Origin of the sequence: Gordonibacter sp. Marseille-P4307, assembly GCF_900604965.1 — a bacterium.
In the GTDB taxonomy this organism is placed as follows: domain Bacteria; phylum Actinomycetota; class Coriobacteriia; order Coriobacteriales; family Eggerthellaceae; genus Berryella.
Window position 1 is genome coordinate 960,956 of record NZ_UWPD01000001.1, and the last position, 16,686, is coordinate 977,641.

Consider the following 16,686-nt stretch of genomic DNA (forward strand, 5'->3'; position numbering starts at 1 on the left):
GGCGGGCTTTCCCGGTTAATTCAGCGCATCTGCGAACCACGACGTGATGGACGTCGGGTGCGTTATCGCGGTGCCCACCACGACGGCCCAGGCGCCCGCCTCAAGAGCGCAGGCGGCATCGTGGGGCGTGTGCACGCGCCCCTCGCATACGACGGGATACCCCGGGAACTCCTCGCATGCTTGACGCAAGAGATCGAGGTCGGGGCCATCGGCGGCCGTGCAGTCGATGGCTGCCACCCCGTGGGAAAGCGTGGTGGAAACCAGGTCGCACCCAACGGCGACGGCGCCGCGGATGTCCTCGATGGTGGCGCAGTCGGCCATGATGAGGGTTTCGCACTGCGCGCGCAGGTCCTGCACGGTTTGCGCGAAGGTGCGCCCGTCGGGGCGGGGTCGATCGGTCGCATCGATGGCGACGATGTCGGCTCCGGCATTCACGCAGGCGACGGCGTGGCGCAGGGTGGGGGTGATGTAGACGCCTTCATGTCCCTCTTTCCACAGGCCGATCACCGGCACTTCGACACGTCCTTTGATGGCTGCGATGTCGGAAAGCCCCTGGCAGCGGATAGCTTTGGCACCGCCCAGCTCGGCTGCGCGGGCCATCTGGGCCATGGTCTCGGGATGGCGCAGCGGCTCTCCCACATAGGCCTGGCAGCTGACGATCAGCCCGCCTTTCAGGTTCTCTACGAGCGGTGAAGTCATAACGTTACTCCTTTGCGGTTGAGGCGATCGAGTCGAGCAGGTTCTCGGCGGCCCCGATGAGGGGCGCACGGGAACCCAGCGCGCCTTCGATGATGCGCGTATCGGACAAGGGGGTGAGAGCTTGGCTCTGGAAACCCTGTTCAAGGGCGTAGCGCCAACGCGGTCCCGCGTTCACCACCGATCCGGACAGCACCACGGCCTCGGGGTCGAGGATATTGCACCACGATCCGACAGCCTGGCCAAGCGCGTTGCCGGCGAACTCGATGGCCTCGATGGCCCGCTGGTCCCCGGTTTCCGCTCGACGTGCGATCTCGGCTCCCATACAGGAGGGATCCAGTTCGTCGCCGAACCGCCTGCCCTGGTAGCGAGCGCACAGAGCGGTGCCCGAAGTTACCGTTTCGGCATGGGAGGACCCTCCGCAGGCACAGGGAAGATCGTTTGCAAGGTGGTGAAGGGTGTGTCCGATATGTCCGGCCGCCCCTCGAAAGCCGCGCACAACCTTGCCGTCCAGGATGAAGGCGCCTCCCAAACCGGTGCCGATGCCCACCATAAGGCAGCTGTGAAGCCCGACCGCCGCTCCCCAGCGGGCCTCCCCCAGCGCATGGGCGTGCACATCGCCCATATTGGAGGCGGGCAGGTCGAGCTCGTCTGTAAGACGACGTGCGACGGGGCGCCCCGTCCAGCCGGGCATGATCTGGTTGGCATACGCGATCGAGCCCGTTTCGGGATCGACGACCCCCGCCGTGTCGGCTCCGATGCCGATGACGGGATGGGTTGCCTGCGCGATAAGGCCGTGCGCCACCTCCACCATATCGTCGAGCACGGCTGCGCCGCCGCGAGCCGCATCGGTGGGAACGGATGCAAGGTGCGACACGTCGGGGTGGGCGCCCTTTCGAGGATACGTTACCAGGGCGCCTGCGATTTTCGTTCCGCCTACGTCAAGTGCAACCACGCTGAACGGGTGCGATGGCGGCTGGGTGGGTGAGGGCATGGGCCTCCTATCGAAGAAAAGGCCGGGTGCGGGCGGCGAGCCTGCACCCGGCCTTCGGGGAATCTAGGCGCGGACGGGGGCTTCCGGATCCATGAGACCGTTGCTCTTGAGGACGGACACAATGGTTTCGACGTCCTTGCCGACAAGCGGCTGAACGGGTTCGCGCATCTGATTCGTGTTGAACACGCCCATCTGCCACAGCGCTGTCTTGAACGCACCCACGCCGGCGCCGAACCCGACCGTCGCGTCGACGTTGCGAACGATGTACATGAGGTGGGCCAGGTGATCTTGGATCTGACGGACGCGCTCCCAGTCGCCTGCCTGGTAGGCGCGCCACTGCTCGACGTAGCTGGCGGGGTCGAGGTTGGCCAGACCGGGGACCGATCCGTCGGCGCCGCTGAGGTACGCGCCGTCAACAACCACTTCGTGGCCGGTGAACAGCTGCAAGGGGTGGCCTGCGTCCTTGTTCTGCAGGCACAGCCAGCGGAATGCCACGTCGTCTCCCGAGGAGTCCTTGACGCCCTGCAGCACGCCTTCGGTGCCCAGCTTGACCAGCATGGTGGGATCGAGCTTGGTATGAACGCATACGGGCAGGTCGTAGGCGAACAAGGGCAGGTTGCTATTTTCGCGGATGACGCGGAAATGGCGTTCGACCTCGCGCGGGCCGCCCAGCGCGTAGAACGGAGCGGTGGCCACCAAGCCGTCTACACCGAAACCTTCGGCGCGTTTCGCCTGGTCGATGACGCGCAGCGTTTCCATGTCGATGATGCCGGCAAGAACGGGCACGCGGCCGCCCACGATGGCGACGGCTTCCTGCAGCACGTGATAGCGCTGCGCATCGGTGAGGAAGGCCACCTCGCCGCTGGAACCGAGGAAAAACAGGCCGTCGACGCCCGCCTCGATCATGCGGTTGATGGTGCGCTCGAATGACACCAGATCGATCTGGCGGTTCCCGTCAAGCGGGATGACCACCGGGGGAATGACGCCTTTGAATTGCGCATCGGACATAAGGGTTTGCTCCTCTTTCTATGAATACGGTCCCGTTGCGCCAACAGCATACAACGGGACCGAGGGAAAAGCGCGCGGGCGCGTGCTTGTTCAGCGAATTAGCTTAGAAGCGATGGATCGGGATGAAGCAGCGACGGCGCGGCGCCCAACAGCAGCTTGGTGTAGTCGTCTTTCGGATTGTCGAACACCTCGGAGGCCTTGCCGCGCTCGACGGCCCGTCCCTTGTTCATGACCACGATCTGGTCGGAGATATAGCGTACCGTCTGGATATCGTGGCTGATGAACACCATGGAAAGCTTCAGCTCGCGCTTGAGGTCCATCAGCAGGTTCAAGATCTGGGCGCGCACCGATACGTCGAGGGCGCTGGTGGGTTCGTCGGCGATGATCGCATCGGGCGAAAGCGATAGGGCGCGCGCGATGGCGACGCGCTGGCGCTGGCCGCCCGAGAGCTGCCCGGGCAGCGCGTCGAGGACGGAGGAGGGCAGGCCCACCATGCCGATGAGTTCGCGCACGCGCGCCGCTTGCTCCTGGGGTGTTCCCACCTTATGGACGCGCATGGGGTCGAGCAGCTGATCGGCTACGGACATGCGCGCGTTCAGGGCGGTGGCGGGGTCTTGGAACACGACCGAGATCACGCGGCCGATGTGGCGGCGCTGTTCGGCGGAGCGCTTCGTGACGTCCTCGCCCTTGAAGAACACAAGTCCGCTGGTCGGAGTTTGCAGGCCGCACATAACGTTGGCGGTGGTGGACTTGCCGCAGCCGGACTCGCCCACGATGCCCAGCGTCTCTCCGCGATGCAGCTTGAGGGTGAGATGGTTGACGGCCGTGACGCGGTTGGGGTTCAGAAGCGATCCGGTGCGCGTCTTGAATACGACGGAGATGTCGTCCAGAAAGATGATGGGTGTCTCGTCGGTCCCGTCTTTCGCGGGTCGAGCGGTTTCGGACGCCTGAGCGTCGGCGGTTCGGCTCATCGGTTCGCACCTCCTTCGATGTACGGTTCGATTCCCAGACGGGCAAGCTCGCTGTCGGGAAGCTCGGCATAGTAGTGATCGGTTCCCGCAACCTGTTTGATCATGGGGCGGATGGGGGAGACCTTGTCGGGATGGCTCGAGCGCGGTGTGAAGCGATCGCCTTCGGGGAAGTCCTTGGGCGAGGGAACCGAGCCCGGTACCTGATGCAGACGATCTCCGCCGGCCTCGATGGACAGCACCGATCCCAAAAGGCCGCGGGTGTACTCGTGCACGGGGTGGCACAGGATGTCGCTTACCGGGCCCTGCTCGACAACCTGGCCGGCGTACATGACCGTGATGGAGTTCGCCACTTCGGCCACCAGCGCAAGGTCGTGGCTGACAAACACCATGGCGAATCCCAGTTCCTTCTGAAGCTTGTTGAGAAGGTCGATAACCTGCTTTTGCACCGTCACGTCAAGCGCGGTGGTGGGCTCGTCGGCGATGATGATCTTTGGGTCGCGCGTGAGGGCCATGGCGATCAGAACGCGCTGGCGCTGGCCGCCTGAAAGCTCGTGGGGGTACGAGTCCAGCGTGCGCTTCGGGTCGAGGCCCACCAGCTCGAGCAGTTCCTCGGCGCTGCGGGTGCCGCCACGGCTGGTGAGCTGCTTCATCTGGGCGCGGATGAGCATCGAGGGGTTCAGCGAAGACAGGGCGTCCTGGTAGATCATGGCGATCTCGCGTCCGCGCAGCTGGTTGTAGTGCTTGTTGTCGAGGCCCACCAGGTTCTGGCCGTTGTAGATGATCTCGCCGGTTACCTCGGCACGCGGATCGAGCAGCCCCATGATGGTGAGCGAGGTAATGGATTTGCCGCAGCCGGACTCGCCCACAAGGCCCATGGTCTGGCGTGGACGGACTACGAAACTCACGTGGTCGACCACGTTCACGTTTCCGTGGCGCGGGAAGCGGATGCAAAGGTCTTTGACTTCCAGTACGGGGGGTACGTCGGTGCGAGCCGGGAAGCGGTCGGAGCGCTTCTTTTCGATCGCACGCAGCTGCGAGAGGCGCTGCTCAAGAGATTCGGCCTGGGCGGCGTAGGCGAGGCGCGGATCGGAGACCAGCTTGTCGGCTTCGCGATTGGCGACGAGGTTGTCGTCGGAAGCCTTGACGGGAGCTTTGGGCGCGGCCGCCATGGCGTCGGTGATGCCCTCGGACAGGATGTTCAGGCACAGAACCGTGATCATGATGGCCAGGCCCGGGAACAGTGCCTGCCACCAGCGGCCCGAAAGGACGCCGCCACGGGCGTCTGCAAGAATATTACCCCAGGTGGGAGTTGGTTCGGGAATACCGGCGCTGATGAAGGACAGCGAGGCTTCGAACACGATGGCGTCGGCTACGAGCACGATGGTGAACACCACGATGGGCGCGATGCAGTTCCTCACGACGTGCTTGACGAGGATGTGGGGCGCTCGGGCGCCGGACACGACGACGGCGCGGACGTAGTCCTGGTTGTACTCGCTCATCACGTTCGCGCGCACGATGCGGGCGATCTGCGGGATGTAGAGGAAACCGATGGCGAAGATGAGCGAGGGCACGCTGGTGCCGAACACGATGACGAAGGTCGCGGCCAGCGCGATGCCGGGGAAGGACATGATCACATCGAGGACGCGCATGATCACTTCGGAGATCCACTTGCGGCTGACGGCTGCCACGGCGCCGATGATCGATCCGCAGACGAAGGCGAACAGCGTCGCGCCCAATCCGATGGTCAGCGAGTAGCGGGCGCCGTACATCATGCGGGACAGCACGTCGCGGCCCTTGTCGTCGGTTCCGAAAAGGTAGCTGGAATCGGGCGCGAGGCGCGCGTCGAAGATGACCAGGGGATCGAACGGCGCGAGCGCCTGGGCCAGAAGCGCCACGATCACGACCGCTGCCAGCACGACGAGGGAGATGCGGGATCCGATCGACATGGCCTTCCACCGGCGCAGGCGGAAGGCCCCCGGGTTCTGTTCGAATTTCTGAGTGAGGTTTTCACGCAAGGCCATGCTTACACCGTCCTAATTCGGGGGTCGATCAGGATGTAGAGCATGTCAACGATGATGTTGATGATGATGAACGTGATGGCGACCACCAAGACGACGCCCTGCACCAGCATGACGTAGTTGGACTGGATGCCGGACACGATCGCCATGCCCATACCGGGAAGGTTGAAGATGACCTCGATGACCACTGCTCCTCCGATGAGGTAGCCGATGCGCATACCCAGAACGGTGACGGGGGTGATAAGGGCGTTGCGCAAAACGTTGCGGGCGATGACCACGTTTTTGGGGATCCCCGCCCCCAGTGCGGTGCGGACGTAGTCCTTGTCAAGCTCTTCGACCATAGACGTGCGGATGACGCGCGTCAGCTGGCCGGCCAGGGGAACGCCCAGAGCGAAGGAGGGAAGCGACATGCGCGTGATCCAGCCCGCGGGGTTATCGGCGAATGCGGGAAGGGGGCCCGATGCCGGGAACATGCCGAGGTTCACCGAGAACAGCAGGATAAGCAGGACGGCCAACCAAAACGACGGCGTGGCGATGCAGGCGACCGAGAAGACGCGGATGGCGTGATCGGGCCACTTATCCCGGTATAGGGCCGAGATGACGCCGAGAACGACCGCGATGACGACCGCGATGACGAGGCCCGCGAACGTGAGCTGCATGGTGATGGGCAAAGCCTGCGAGATCCGCTCGGCAACCGAGGCGTTGTTGGCGCCGTATGTGCCCAGGTCTCCGTGAACGAGACCGGTCATGAAGCTGCCGTACTGAACGACGACGGGATCGTTCAGCCCGTGCTCGGCGCGGTATTGCTGAACCTGCGCTTCCGATGCGCCCTCACCCAGAACCGAATAGGCCTGGTCGATAGGGGAAAGCGACATGAGGAAGAATACGAGGATAGTGACGCCTATTATCATAATGGGCAAAGCGATCAAGCGCCTGCCTATGAGACGCAATAGGTTGTTCACCGGTTCCCCCCTTTCCAAGACAGGAGCGCATGCGCCCCTTTTGCTACATCGGCTCGAATGCGCCGCTCGACCGTTTTTTGGCACGACAAAACAAGCGGCGGATCAAGCCAGAAGCCATTCTATATGAAAGCGCCCTGGATGACGCCCTGAAGACGATTCCGACAAGCTATTCACTATTACGAGAAGGGGCCCGCAGCTAGTTGCTGCGAGCCCCTTCGAACGGCTGCGTGCAAGAAGATGCTTACTTGCGCACCTTTGCGCCCAGGAACACCAGGCCGGTGGTGGCGATGGGCTCGAAGCCCTCGATCATCTTGGGCTGGTAGCCGGTCGCGAGCTTGCGGTGGAACAGCGGATACAGCGGCGCCTCGTCGGCGATGATGTCGAAGCACTGGTTCCACAGGGACTGCTGAGCGCCTTCGGAGGCTTCGCGCGCCTGCTGCATGAGGCCCTGAAGCTCGGCCCAGCGGCTGCCTTCCTGCTTCTTCCAGCAAGAACGGCCGCGCGTCCATACGTTGTCGCCGTACCACCAGGTCATAAGCAGGTCGGGATCATTTCCGAAGCAGGTCGGGTCGCCCGGGGTGAGCATGACATCGTAGGGCAGCTCGCTGTCGGATTCCGCCAGCTTGCTCCAGTCGATCTTCTCCTCCTGGATGGTGCAGCTGATGCCTGCAGCGTCCAGATCGTTCTTGATCTGGGCGGCAAGGCCCTTCACCCAGTTGTTGTTGGTGAGCAGGGTGAAGCTCAGACCGGTTGCGCCGGCCTCGGCCAGCAGCGCCTTGGCCTTCTCGGGGTCGTAGGTGTAGACCGTCGAAGCCTCATGATAGTTCGCATGGGTCTTGGGCAGGAAGCCGGTAACGGCGGTGGCATTGCCGTTCATCTGGTTCTTGATGAGCTTATCCACGTCGATGGCATAGAAGAACGCCTGACGGACGCGCTTGTCGTTGAAGGGCGCCTTCAGGGTGTTGAACATCAGGAAGGCCTGGTTGAAGCCCTGGACGTATTCGACGGAGGCGCCGGCGGCGGTCAGCTGGTCGGCGTTGGCGTCGGGCACGTTCTCCATAACCTGGACGGAGGCTTCCTGAAGCGCCGTGGTGCGGGAGGTTTCGTCCAGAAGGACGTTCCACTCCATGGAGGCGGCGCCTGCGGGGTACTCGCCGGTGTAGTGCTTGTTGGGCTCGAACACCATGGTGCCGCCGTCGTCGCCGTTCACCGTGGCGTAAGCCCAGGGACCCGAGCCGATGGGCATGGTCTTGAGCTGGTCTTCGGTAAGCGATGCGGGGAAGACCTTCACTACGGACAGACGGGCCTGCAGAAGGCTGCCGAACGCGTACTTCAGCTTGAAGGCGACGGTCGCATCGTCTTTGGCGGAAACGGACTCGATGAAGGAGAGGAAGGCGCCGTAGGTGCCGTCGGCCATGTTCTTCTCGAAGGAGTTCACCACGTCGGCCGCGGTGACCTTGCTGCCGTCGGAGAACAGGGCGCCGTCGCGCAGGGTGACTTCGTACTCGGTGTCGGAGACCTTCGTGGGCTCGCCCTTGGCCAGCGAGGGATGGGTCTTGTACGTGTGCAGGTCGAGGTCGTAGAGGCCCTCGAAGACGTGCCAGGTGGCCGCCAGCATCAAAGCGGAGCTGTTGCCGATGGGGTTGACGTTGGTGCTGGTGTAGGCAACCGCACCGGTCAGCTTGTCGGCGACGGTTCCGGTGGAGCCGTTCGAGCTTGAAGAACCGCTGGTGGAAGATCCGCAGCCGGTAAGGCTGAGACCGGTCGTAGCTGCGACCGCGGCCAGCGCGCTGCCTGCGATGAACGTGCGGCGCGACAGCTGTGACTTCTGCATCTGCATTAATGCCTCCTGATTGGTTTTGACAGCTTTTTCGGCGCCGCCATAGGCGGCGCACTATCAGCCGTATTATCTCCCAATCCAACTGTGAAGGAAAGATGAAATTGTACCGACAATTATTTTGATCTGGTGCGGTGCTATTAATAGGTTGCATTTGCTTTTGGCGGGGCCGGGTACCATCCTCGCGTTGCGGGCGGTTGTTTTGACGAGGCTCAAGGCGCTCTTCGCGCGAACGGAGAGCCGTGGGCTTGCGAAGAAAGGGGAACGGGCGGTGGGTGAAGGCGCTCCCAAGGCGGCAAACGAGCACGTTCGCAAGTCGATGCAGGGCAATAAGCGAGCGAACACCAAACCCGAGCTGGTGGTTCGCGAACGTCTGCGCGCGGCGGGACTGACCGGCTACCGCCTCCAATGGAAGGTGCCGGGGCGGCCCGACATCGCCTGGCCGGGTAAGAAGGTGGCGCTGTTCGTAAACGGGTGCTTCTGGCATCGCTGCCCCCGCTGCAACCCCTCGGTTCCCAAGTCCCACGTCGAATACTGGTCGGTTAAATTCGAGCGCAACGTCGAGCGCGACAGAGCCAACCTCGCAAAGCTCGAAGAGGACGGCTGGAGCGTCCATGTGGTGTGGGAATGCCAGCTGAAGAAGAAGGTCATCGACGATACGATGGCCGAGCTGCTGCCGGTTCTGGCCCAACAGCTCGGTAAGCCGCTTGCCGACTAGCTGCGCCCCAAACAGGGACAAGGCGCCTTGTACGGCATCGCCCTTCCCGTGCGCTCGGTATCATGAGCTCGCATCGCTTCGGCAGGGGAGTGGGAATCGTACGGCCCGCCGAAGCCGCTGGCTTTTCCCCGACGAGCACAGACGGCGCCGCTGCAGGACGTTTGAGGCCTGCGCTGTGGCGTTCGGGGGCGTGGGGTACTCAAAAAGGAGTTGTTTATGGCGAGAACGTACATGTCAATGGACGGCAACAACGCCGCTGCGCACGTTTCGTACGCATTCACCGAAGTTGCCGGCATTTATCCGATCACCCCGTCAAGTCCGATGGCCGACTACGTCGACCAGTGGTCTGCGAACGGTCGCAAGAATATCTTCGGCACCACGGTGCGCGTGGCCGAGCTCGAAAGCGAATCCGGCGCCGCCGGCACGGTGCACGGTTCGCTTACCGCCGGCGCCATCACATCCACCTACACCGCATCGCAGGGCCTGCTTCTCATGATTCCCAACATGTACAAGATCGCCGCCGAGCGCCTTCCCAGCGTGTTTCATGTAAGCGCCCGCACGGTTGCGACGCATGCGCTCAACATCTTCGGCGATCATTCCGACGTCATGGCCTGCCGCCAGACCGGGTTCGGCATGCTTGCCGAGGGCAACGTGCAGGAGGTCATGGACCTTTCCGCAGTTGCCCATCTCGCCGCCATCAAGGGACGGACCCCCTTCCTCAACTTCTTCGACGGTTTCCGTACGTCCCACGAGGTCCAGAAAATCGCTGCGTGGGACTATGCCGATCTCGCCGACATGGTCGATATGGACGCGGTGCGGGCGTTCAGGGACCATGCGCTGAATCCCGAGCATCCCGCCGCGCGCGGTTCGCACGAAAACGGCGACATCTTCTTCCAGCACCGCGAGGCATGCAACAATCAGTACAACGAGCTGCCGGCCATCGTCGAGGAGTATATGGCGAGGGTCAACGAAAAGCTGGGCACCGATTATCGTCTGTTCAACTACTACGGCGCACCCGACGCCGATCGCGTGATCGTGGCGATGGGCTCGTTCTGCGATGTGTGCGAGGAAGTGGTGGACTACCTGAACGCCCAGGGCGAGAAGGTGGGTCTGGTGAAGGTGCGCCTGTACCGCCCCTTCGTCACCAAGCGGTTCATGGAGGCGCTTCCCGCGACGGTAGAAAAGATCGCGGTGATGGATCGCACTAAAGAGCCCGGCTCCATCGGAGAGCCTTTGTACCTGGACGTGCTGGGTGCCCTGTACGAAGAGGGCCGTACCGACATCGTCGCCGTGGGAGGTCGTTACGGCCTGGGATCGAAGGACACGCCCCCGTCGTCGGTGTTCGCCGTGTACGACGAGCTGAGCAAGGACGCTCCCGCTCGGGAATTCACCATCGGGATCGTCGACGATGTGACGCACCTGTCGCTTCCCGAGAATCCCGACGCCCCCAACACCGCGGCTCCCGGCACCATCGAGTGCAAGTTCTGGGGTCTGGGCGGCGACGGAACGGTGGGCGCCAACAAGAACTCGATCAAGATCATCGGCGATACCACCGATAAGTACGTTCAGGCGTACTTCCAGTACGATTCGAAGAAGACGGGCGGCATCACCATCAGCCACCTGCGCTTCGGTGATAAGCCCATCCGCAGTAGCTATTACGTGAACAAGGCCGACTTCGTCGCATGCCACAACCCGTCCTACATTATTAAGGGCTTCCGCATGGTCAACGACGTGAAGCCCGGCGGCGTGTTCATGATCAACTGCCGCTGGACGGCCGACGAGCTCGACGAGGTGCTGAACGCCGAGACGAAACGCTACATCGCGCGCAACGACATCAAGCTCTACACCATCAACGCCATTGACCTGGCCGAAAAGATCGGCATGGGCAAGCGCACCAATACCATCCTGCAGTCGGCCTTCTTCACGCTGGCCGGGATCATCCCGCAAAACGAAGCGCTCCAGCACATGAAGGATGCGGCTACCAAGTCGTATTCCAAGAAGGGCGCCGATGTGGTCGAGATGAACCACAGGGCCATCGAGGCGGGCGCTACCGCGTTTTCGCCCATCGAGGTTCCCGCTTCCTGGGCCGATGCCGTCGACGACGTCGAGGGCCCCATCATGTCCGGCCGCCCCGAGACCATCAAGATGGTTCGCGAGATCATGGAGCCCATCGGGCGCATGGAGGGCGACCGCCTGCCCGTTTCGGTGTTTATCGATCATGCCGACGGTCAGTTCGAGCTGGGCGCGTCGGCCTACGAGAAGCGCGGCGTGGCCGCCTTCATCCCCGAGTGGCAGCCCGACAAGTGCATCCAGTGCAACAACTGCGCGTACGCATGCCCCCATGCCTGCATCCGTCCCTTCGCGCTTACCGATGCGGAGGCCGCCGCTGCTCCGGAGGGCTCGGTCATGCTGCCCATCAAGGCCGGCAAGGGCAAGGGCGTGTACCAGTACTCGTTGGCCATCTCCCCCGGCGACTGCATGGGCTGCGAGGTGTGCGTAAGCGTTTGCCCCACCGACTCGCTGGTGATGCAGAACATCGAGACGCAGCTCGCCCGCCAGCCCATCTTCGACTACCTGGTGGCCGAGGTGTCCGAAAAGACCGAGCTTGTCAGCAATACGGTGAAGGACAGCCAGTACAAGCGTCCGCTGCTGGAGTTCTCCGGCGCCTGTGCGGGATGCGCCCAGACGTCGTACGCTCGCCTGGTCACGCAGATGTTCGGCGACCGCATGTTCGTTGCGAACTCCACGGGCTGCTCGTCGATCTGGGGCAATCCGGCTGCTACGTCGCCGTACACAACCGATGCGAACGGTCGCGGCCCGGCATGGTGCAACTCGCTGTTCGAGGACAACGCCGAGTTCGGCATGGGCATGAAGCTCGGTCACGATGCGGTGCGCACCAAGGTTGCCGTGGAGTCGGCCGCCCTGCTCGAACAGGAGGGCGTATCGGATCAGCTGAAAGAGGCTGCGACCGCATGGCTTGACGCGCGCGACGTCGCCGAACAGAGCAAGGTCGCCTCGGCGGCATATGTCGAGGCGCTTCGCGCATTCGCTCCCACGGCGCAGGGCGAGGCCAAGCGTTTGGCCGAATCCGTGCTCGCGAACAAAGATTTCCTGGTGAAGAAGTCGTTCTGGATCTTCGGCGGCGACGGTTGGGCCTACGACATCGGCTTCGGCGGCCTCGACCATGTGCTTGCGTCTGGCGAGGACGTGAACGTGTTCGTGTTCGACACCGAGGTGTACTCGAACACCGGCGGCCAGTCGTCCAAGGCATCGAACATCGGCCAAGTTGCGCAGTTTGCAGCGGCCGGCAAGGACATCAAGAAGAAGAGTCTCGCCGAGATCGCGATGAGCTACGGATACGTGTACGTCGCCCAGGTGGCGATGGGGGCCAAGCCCGCGCAGACCATCAAGGCCATCGCCGAGGCGGAGGCTTACCCCGGGCCGTCGCTGATCATCGGGTACTCTCCCTGCGAGATGCACTCCATCAAGGGCGGCATGGCCAAGTGCCACGACGAGATGAAAGCTGCTGTGGACTGCGGTTACTGGAACCTGTTCCGCTTCAATCCCGAGGGTGCGCCGGGCAAGAGGTTCGTGCTTGACAGCAAGGCGCCTGCGGGTGGCTATCAGGAGTTCCTCATGAACGAGGCGCGTTACAGCCGTCTGGTTCGCGAGTTCCCCGATCGCGCCCCCGATCTGTTCGAGCGCAACGAGGCGGCCGCGCTCGAGCGCTGGTCCCACCTCGAGAAGCTGAAGACGGTGTATTCCGAGTAGACGGCAGACACAAGATGAAAGCGGCGGCCGCGTACGAGCGGCCGCCGCTTTTTTTCGGTTCGCGCCGTTTGGTGCGCGGCGTGAAAAGCCGCCCGCTTCGCGAGGAACCGAGGACCGCCGCGCTAGCTTCGGCTTGCCAGCAGTTTTTGCGCGTAGGCCAGCTTCACGCAGCAGACGAACACGTCCAGCGCCTCGTCAAGTTCGTCCAGAGGGGGCAGGGTGGGGGCTATCCTGATGTTGGAGTTTCGAGGGTCGCATCCGTAGGGCCAGGTTGCGCCTGCTGCGGTCATGGTTACGCCCGCCTCGGCCGCAAGCTCCACGATGCGCGAAGCGCACCCTTCCGGAGCATCGAAGGATACGAAATAGCCTCCCTTCGGGTTGCTCCAGCGGCAGTCTCCCACATCGAAGAGCGATTCATCCAGTTTGCGCGCGACCAGTTGGAACTTGGGGCGCAGGATGGAGGCGTGGCGGGACATGTGCCGGGCGATTCCGCGCGCATCTCCGAGGAAGCGTACGTGGCGAAGCTGGTTGAGCTTGTCGTATCCGATCGTCGCTACGCCCATATGCCGTCTTATCTCGTCGAGGTTATCGGGAGAGGCGGCCAGCGCGGCAAGGCCGGCTCCCGGAAATGTCACCTTCGAGGTGGACGCGAACTTCAGATAGCGCCGGGGGGTGCCCGCCTCTCGGCAGGCGGCGGCGATGTCGAGCACGTGGTCCTGTCGTTCGACGTCGTCGAACAGATGGTGCACGCCGTATGCGTTGTCCCATATGATTCGGAAGTCTGGCGCGGCGCACTCCATGTTCGCCAGACGACGCACCGCGGTATCGGCGTAGGTGGCGCCGCTGGGATTGGCGTACTGGGGCACGCACCATATTCCCTTGATGGAGTCGTCGTCGCGCACGAGGTGTTCGACCAGATCCATGTCGGGCCCCTCGTCGGTCAGCGGCACGGGGATCATCTGGAATCCCAGCGCTTCGGTGATGGCGAAATGCCGATCGTATCCCGGAACCGGACAGAGCCATTTCACCTGAGCAAGAGAGTTCCAGGGAGCGCACCCGTCCGTTCCGAACAGGCAGCAGCGTACCAGGGCGTCGTACATAAGGGTGAGGCTCGACGTCCCTCCGACGACGACGTGTTCGGGGGTGTCGTCAAGAAACACCGCCATGAGGCGCTTCGCCTCGGGCAGGCCGTCCAGCACTCCGTAGTTGCGGCAGTCCAGGCCGCTATCTGCGGTGCACGATGCCGGATCGGTTACCGACGAGAGCATGGGCATGCTGAGATCAAGCTGATCGGAAGCGGGTTTTCCGCGCGCCATGTTCAGCGAGAGCCCGCGCGCCTTCATGGCGTTGAAATCACCTTCGAGCCGTGCCGCCAGCGCTTCGAGCGCATCCGTTTCCAAATCCGCGTACATAAGACGATCCTTCCGCTTGTCGTCGCTTTGCCGTTGCCGCGCTAACCCGACATTCTAGCGTTTCGAGCGAAGCGCAAGGGAAAGATTAAGTCAAGCCCGCGCAACGATTCCGTTGGCGGCACGATGGATCCGACGGGCGCTTTACCACAGAAGAGCACAGCGTTAGCGGTATAATCCTGTTCCATTCGTCTATTGAGGGGAGTTTGAGCGTCGATGGTTGAAAACGACTTCTTCGTGCTGCTCGCAATGCTTCTGTACTTCATCGTGGTGCTCACGATCGGGTTCGTGTATGCGAAGCGGTCGAACTCTTCGGCCTCCGAGTACTTCATCGGCGGGCGAGGGGTGGGGCCGTGGCTCACCGCCCTTTCCGCCGAGGCGTCCGATATGTCGGGCTGGCTGCTCATGGGCCTTCCCGGCGTCGCGTATTTCACCGGTGCCTCCGATGCGATGTGGACCGGTTTGGGGCTTGCGATCGGCACGTATCTGAACTGGAAGTTCGTTGCCAAGCGGCTTCGCCTGTATTCCGAGCGCACCGATTCCATCACGCTGCCCGATTTCTACTCCAAGCGCTTCGGCGACCGGAAGAACATCATATCGACCGTCGCCGCGGTCATCATCGTGTTGTTTTTCAGCGTGTACGTCGGCAGCTGTTTCGTAACGGTGGGCAAGCTGTTCGCCACGCTGTTCGGCCTCGATTACGCCACCATGATGATTCTCGGCGCCATCATCGTGTTCCTCTATACCCTGGTGGGCGGGTATCTTTCGGTGGTGGTCACCGACTTCGTCCAGGGCATGCTCATGTTCTTCGCCCTCTCCGTGGTCGTGGTCGGCTCCATCGCGTGGGCGGGCGGAATCGACAATACCGTCGCCTTCATGCGGGCCATCCCCGGATTCCTCAGCGGATCGCAGATTGCGGTGCCCGCTCTCAATGAAGCGGGTCGTCAGCTGGTCGCCGACGGGCGCCCGGTGTTCGCCCAGCCCGCCGAATACGGCCTCATCACCATGGTTTCGATGATGGCCTGGGGTCTGGGTTATTTCGGTATGCCCCAGGTTCTTGTGCGTTTCATGTCCATCCGTGATGCCGAGGAGGTGAAGAAGTCGCGTATCATCGCCACTACCTGGGTCGTTATCTCCATGACCAGCGCGGTGGTCATCGGTTTGGTGTCGCGTGTGATCCTCCCCACGTACTTCGGCACCCAGGCCGAAGCCGAGAACGCCTTTATCGTTCTCGCCCAGATGATGCTCCCCTCGTTCATTTGCGGCGTGGTGGTGTCGGGCATCTTCGCGGCATCGATGTCCTCGTCGTCTTCGTATTTGCTTATCGCCAGCTCGTCGGTTGCCGAGAACATGTTCCGCGGCATCTTCAAGCGCGACGCCAACGATCGCCAGGTCCTCATCGTGGCGCGTCTCACGCTGATCGTGGTGTTCCTGTTCGGCATCTTGGTCGCCTATGACGAGAACTCGTCCATCTTCGCGGTCGTTTCCTATGCGTGGGCCGGTCTGGGCGCTTCGTTCGGTCCGCTTACGCTCACGTGTCTTTATTGGCGTCGCGCGACCATGCAGGGAGCCCTGAGCGGCATGGTGGCCGGTACGGTTTCCGTCCTCGTGTGGCACAACCTCGTCAAGCCGCTTGGCGGAGTGTTCGGAATCTACGAGCTGCTTCCCGCGTTCATCATCGCCCTGGCGGTGAACGTGGTGGTCTCGTTGCTCACGAAGCCTCCTACCGCCGAGGTTCAAAACGAGTTCGATACGTATCTTCAGGCGGGGGAGGAAAGATAGCGTCTTTTCTCGCCGCTTCGGAAAGTTTTCGGGCTTTTCGCGAACGAGTTTCTTCGGATGCATCGAAACATCCATGTCAACAGGGGAAACTTTGTTCTAAAAAAGACACGCCCGGTAGCGTGTAAACTGTTGACACGCTGAAATCCATAGCGTATTATTCATCTGCTCATGCGCGAGAAACACCTTCTCAAGCATGGCAGGCAGCTTGAAAAGTACACATGAATTTGAGCGAGTCCTTATGGGAGTGTGCCCGAGTGGTTAAAGGGGACGGGCTGTAAACCCGTTAGCTATGCTTACCAAGGTTCGAATCCTTGCGCTCCCACCATCTTGCCCGTGTAGCTCAGTCGGTAGAGCACTTCGTTGGTAACGAAGAGGTCACCGGTTCAAGTCCGGTCGCGGGCTCCATGCGGCGGTGTAGCTCAGTTGGTTAGAGCACACGGTTCATACCCGTGGCGTCACTGGTTCGAATCCAGTCACCGCTACCATTTCTAAATCAAGCATCCTCGTCGAGGGTGCTTCT

Annotated in this window: 11 protein-coding genes and 3 tRNA genes; 6 read left to right on the forward strand and 8 right to left on the reverse strand. The window is 62.4% G+C overall.

The genetic code is table 11. The features are described from left to right. Window positions 1-15: 15 nt before the first annotated feature. From EIH26_RS04255 to EIH26_RS04285, 7 genes are all read right to left on the reverse strand, one after another. Window positions 16-699, reverse strand: a complete 684-nt coding sequence (locus EIH26_RS04255; protein WP_124061043.1) for an N-acetylmannosamine-6-phosphate 2-epimerase — start codon at window positions 697-699, stop codon at window positions 16-18. Window positions 700-703: 4 nt separating this feature from the next. Then, complete coding sequence (locus tag EIH26_RS04260) at window positions 704-1,690, reverse strand: ROK family protein (protein ID WP_124061044.1); 987 nt, start codon at window positions 1,688-1,690, stop codon at window positions 704-706. 63 nt (window positions 1,691-1,753) lie between these two features. Continuing rightward, on the reverse strand, window positions 1,754-2,698 hold the full coding sequence (locus EIH26_RS04265; RefSeq protein WP_124061045.1) for a dihydrodipicolinate synthase family protein: 945 nt from the start codon (window positions 2,696-2,698) through the stop codon (window positions 1,754-1,756). Between the two features lie 98 nt (window positions 2,699-2,796). After that, the gene (locus EIH26_RS04270; RefSeq protein ID WP_124061046.1) at window positions 2,797-3,669 is read right to left on the reverse strand and encodes an ABC transporter ATP-binding protein; all 873 of its coding nucleotides are present in this window, start codon (window positions 3,667-3,669) and stop codon (window positions 2,797-2,799) included. After that, window positions 3,666-5,690 (reverse strand): dipeptide/oligopeptide/nickel ABC transporter permease/ATP-binding protein, encoded by a 2,025-nt coding sequence (locus EIH26_RS04275; RefSeq protein ID WP_124061047.1) that lies wholly within the window; start codon window positions 5,688-5,690, stop codon window positions 3,666-3,668. The genes EIH26_RS04270 and EIH26_RS04275 overlap by 4 nt, the downstream gene beginning before the upstream one ends. 2 nt (window positions 5,691-5,692) lie before the next feature. Beyond that, the gene (locus tag EIH26_RS04280; RefSeq protein WP_124061048.1) at window positions 5,693-6,649 is read right to left on the reverse strand and encodes an ABC transporter permease; all 957 of its coding nucleotides are present in this window, start codon (window positions 6,647-6,649) and stop codon (window positions 5,693-5,695) included. Window positions 6,650-6,890: 241 nt separating this feature from the next. Then, complete coding sequence (locus EIH26_RS04285) at window positions 6,891-8,489, reverse strand: ABC transporter substrate-binding protein (RefSeq protein WP_241152754.1); 1,599 nt, start codon at window positions 8,487-8,489, stop codon at window positions 6,891-6,893. Window positions 8,490-8,757: 268 nt separating this feature from the next. Between EIH26_RS04285 and EIH26_RS04290 the strand changes: the two genes are divergently transcribed. Both EIH26_RS04290 and nifJ read left to right on the forward strand, forming a co-directional pair. After that, a complete protein-coding gene (locus EIH26_RS04290) occupies window positions 8,758-9,204 on the forward strand; it encodes a very short patch repair endonuclease (RefSeq protein ID WP_241152755.1) in 447 nt (148 codons plus the stop codon). A gap of 216 nt (window positions 9,205-9,420) precedes the next feature. Then, complete coding sequence (gene nifJ, locus EIH26_RS04295; protein WP_124061049.1) at window positions 9,421-12,975, forward strand: pyruvate:ferredoxin (flavodoxin) oxidoreductase; 3,555 nt, start codon at window positions 9,421-9,423, stop codon at window positions 12,973-12,975. A gap of 122 nt (window positions 12,976-13,097) precedes the next feature. On the opposite strand, the gene EIH26_RS04300 is transcribed toward nifJ, so the two are convergent. Then, window positions 13,098-14,387, reverse strand: coding sequence for an aminotransferase class I/II-fold pyridoxal phosphate-dependent enzyme (locus EIH26_RS04300; RefSeq protein WP_124061050.1), 1,290 nt, complete (start codon window positions 14,385-14,387; stop codon window positions 13,098-13,100). A 213-nt stretch (window positions 14,388-14,600) separates the two neighbouring features. Between EIH26_RS04300 and EIH26_RS04305 the strand changes: the two genes are divergently transcribed. From EIH26_RS04305 to EIH26_RS04320, 4 genes are all read left to right on the forward strand, one after another. Beyond that, the gene (locus EIH26_RS04305) at window positions 14,601-16,166 is read left to right on the forward strand and encodes a sodium/proline symporter (RefSeq protein ID WP_124061051.1); all 1,566 of its coding nucleotides are present in this window, start codon (window positions 14,601-14,603) and stop codon (window positions 16,164-16,166) included. Window positions 16,167-16,406: 240 nt separating this feature from the next. After that, window positions 16,407-16,491, forward strand: a tRNA-Tyr gene (locus tag EIH26_RS04310). Between the two features lie 4 nt (window positions 16,492-16,495). Then, a tRNA-Thr gene (locus tag EIH26_RS04315) sits at window positions 16,496-16,571 on the forward strand. A gap of 3 nt (window positions 16,572-16,574) precedes the next feature. Further along, window positions 16,575-16,651: transfer RNA gene (locus EIH26_RS04320), tRNA-Met, on the forward strand. Window positions 16,652-16,686 lie beyond the last annotated feature (35 nt).

Coding starts and splice junctions, on each gene's coding strand:
- EIH26_RS04255 (WP_124061043.1), bottom strand. CDS start 699: ATGACTTCACCGCTCGTAGAGAACCTGAAAGGCGGGCTGATCGTCAGC.
- EIH26_RS04260 (WP_124061044.1), bottom strand. CDS start 1,690: ATGCCCTCACCCACCCAGCCGCCATCGCACCCGTTCAGCGTGGTTGCA.
- EIH26_RS04265 (WP_124061045.1), bottom strand. CDS start 2,698: ATGTCCGATGCGCAATTCAAAGGCGTCATTCCCCCGGTGGTCATCCCG.
- EIH26_RS04270 (WP_124061046.1), bottom strand. CDS start 3,669: ATGAGCCGAACCGCCGACGCTCAGGCGTCCGAAACCGCTCGACCCGCG.
- EIH26_RS04275 (WP_124061047.1), bottom strand. CDS start 5,690: ATGGCCTTGCGTGAAAACCTCACTCAGAAATTCGAACAGAACCCGGGG.
- EIH26_RS04285 (WP_241152754.1), bottom strand. CDS start 8,489: ATGCAGATGCAGAAGTCACAGCTGTCGCGCCGCACGTTCATCGCAGGC.
- nifJ (WP_124061049.1), top strand. CDS start 9,421: ATGGCGAGAACGTACATGTCAATGGACGGCAACAACGCCGCTGCGCAC.
- EIH26_RS04300 (WP_124061050.1), bottom strand. CDS start 14,387: ATGTACGCGGATTTGGAAACGGATGCGCTCGAAGCGCTGGCGGCACGG.
- EIH26_RS04305 (WP_124061051.1), top strand. CDS start 14,601: ATGGTTGAAAACGACTTCTTCGTGCTGCTCGCAATGCTTCTGTACTTC.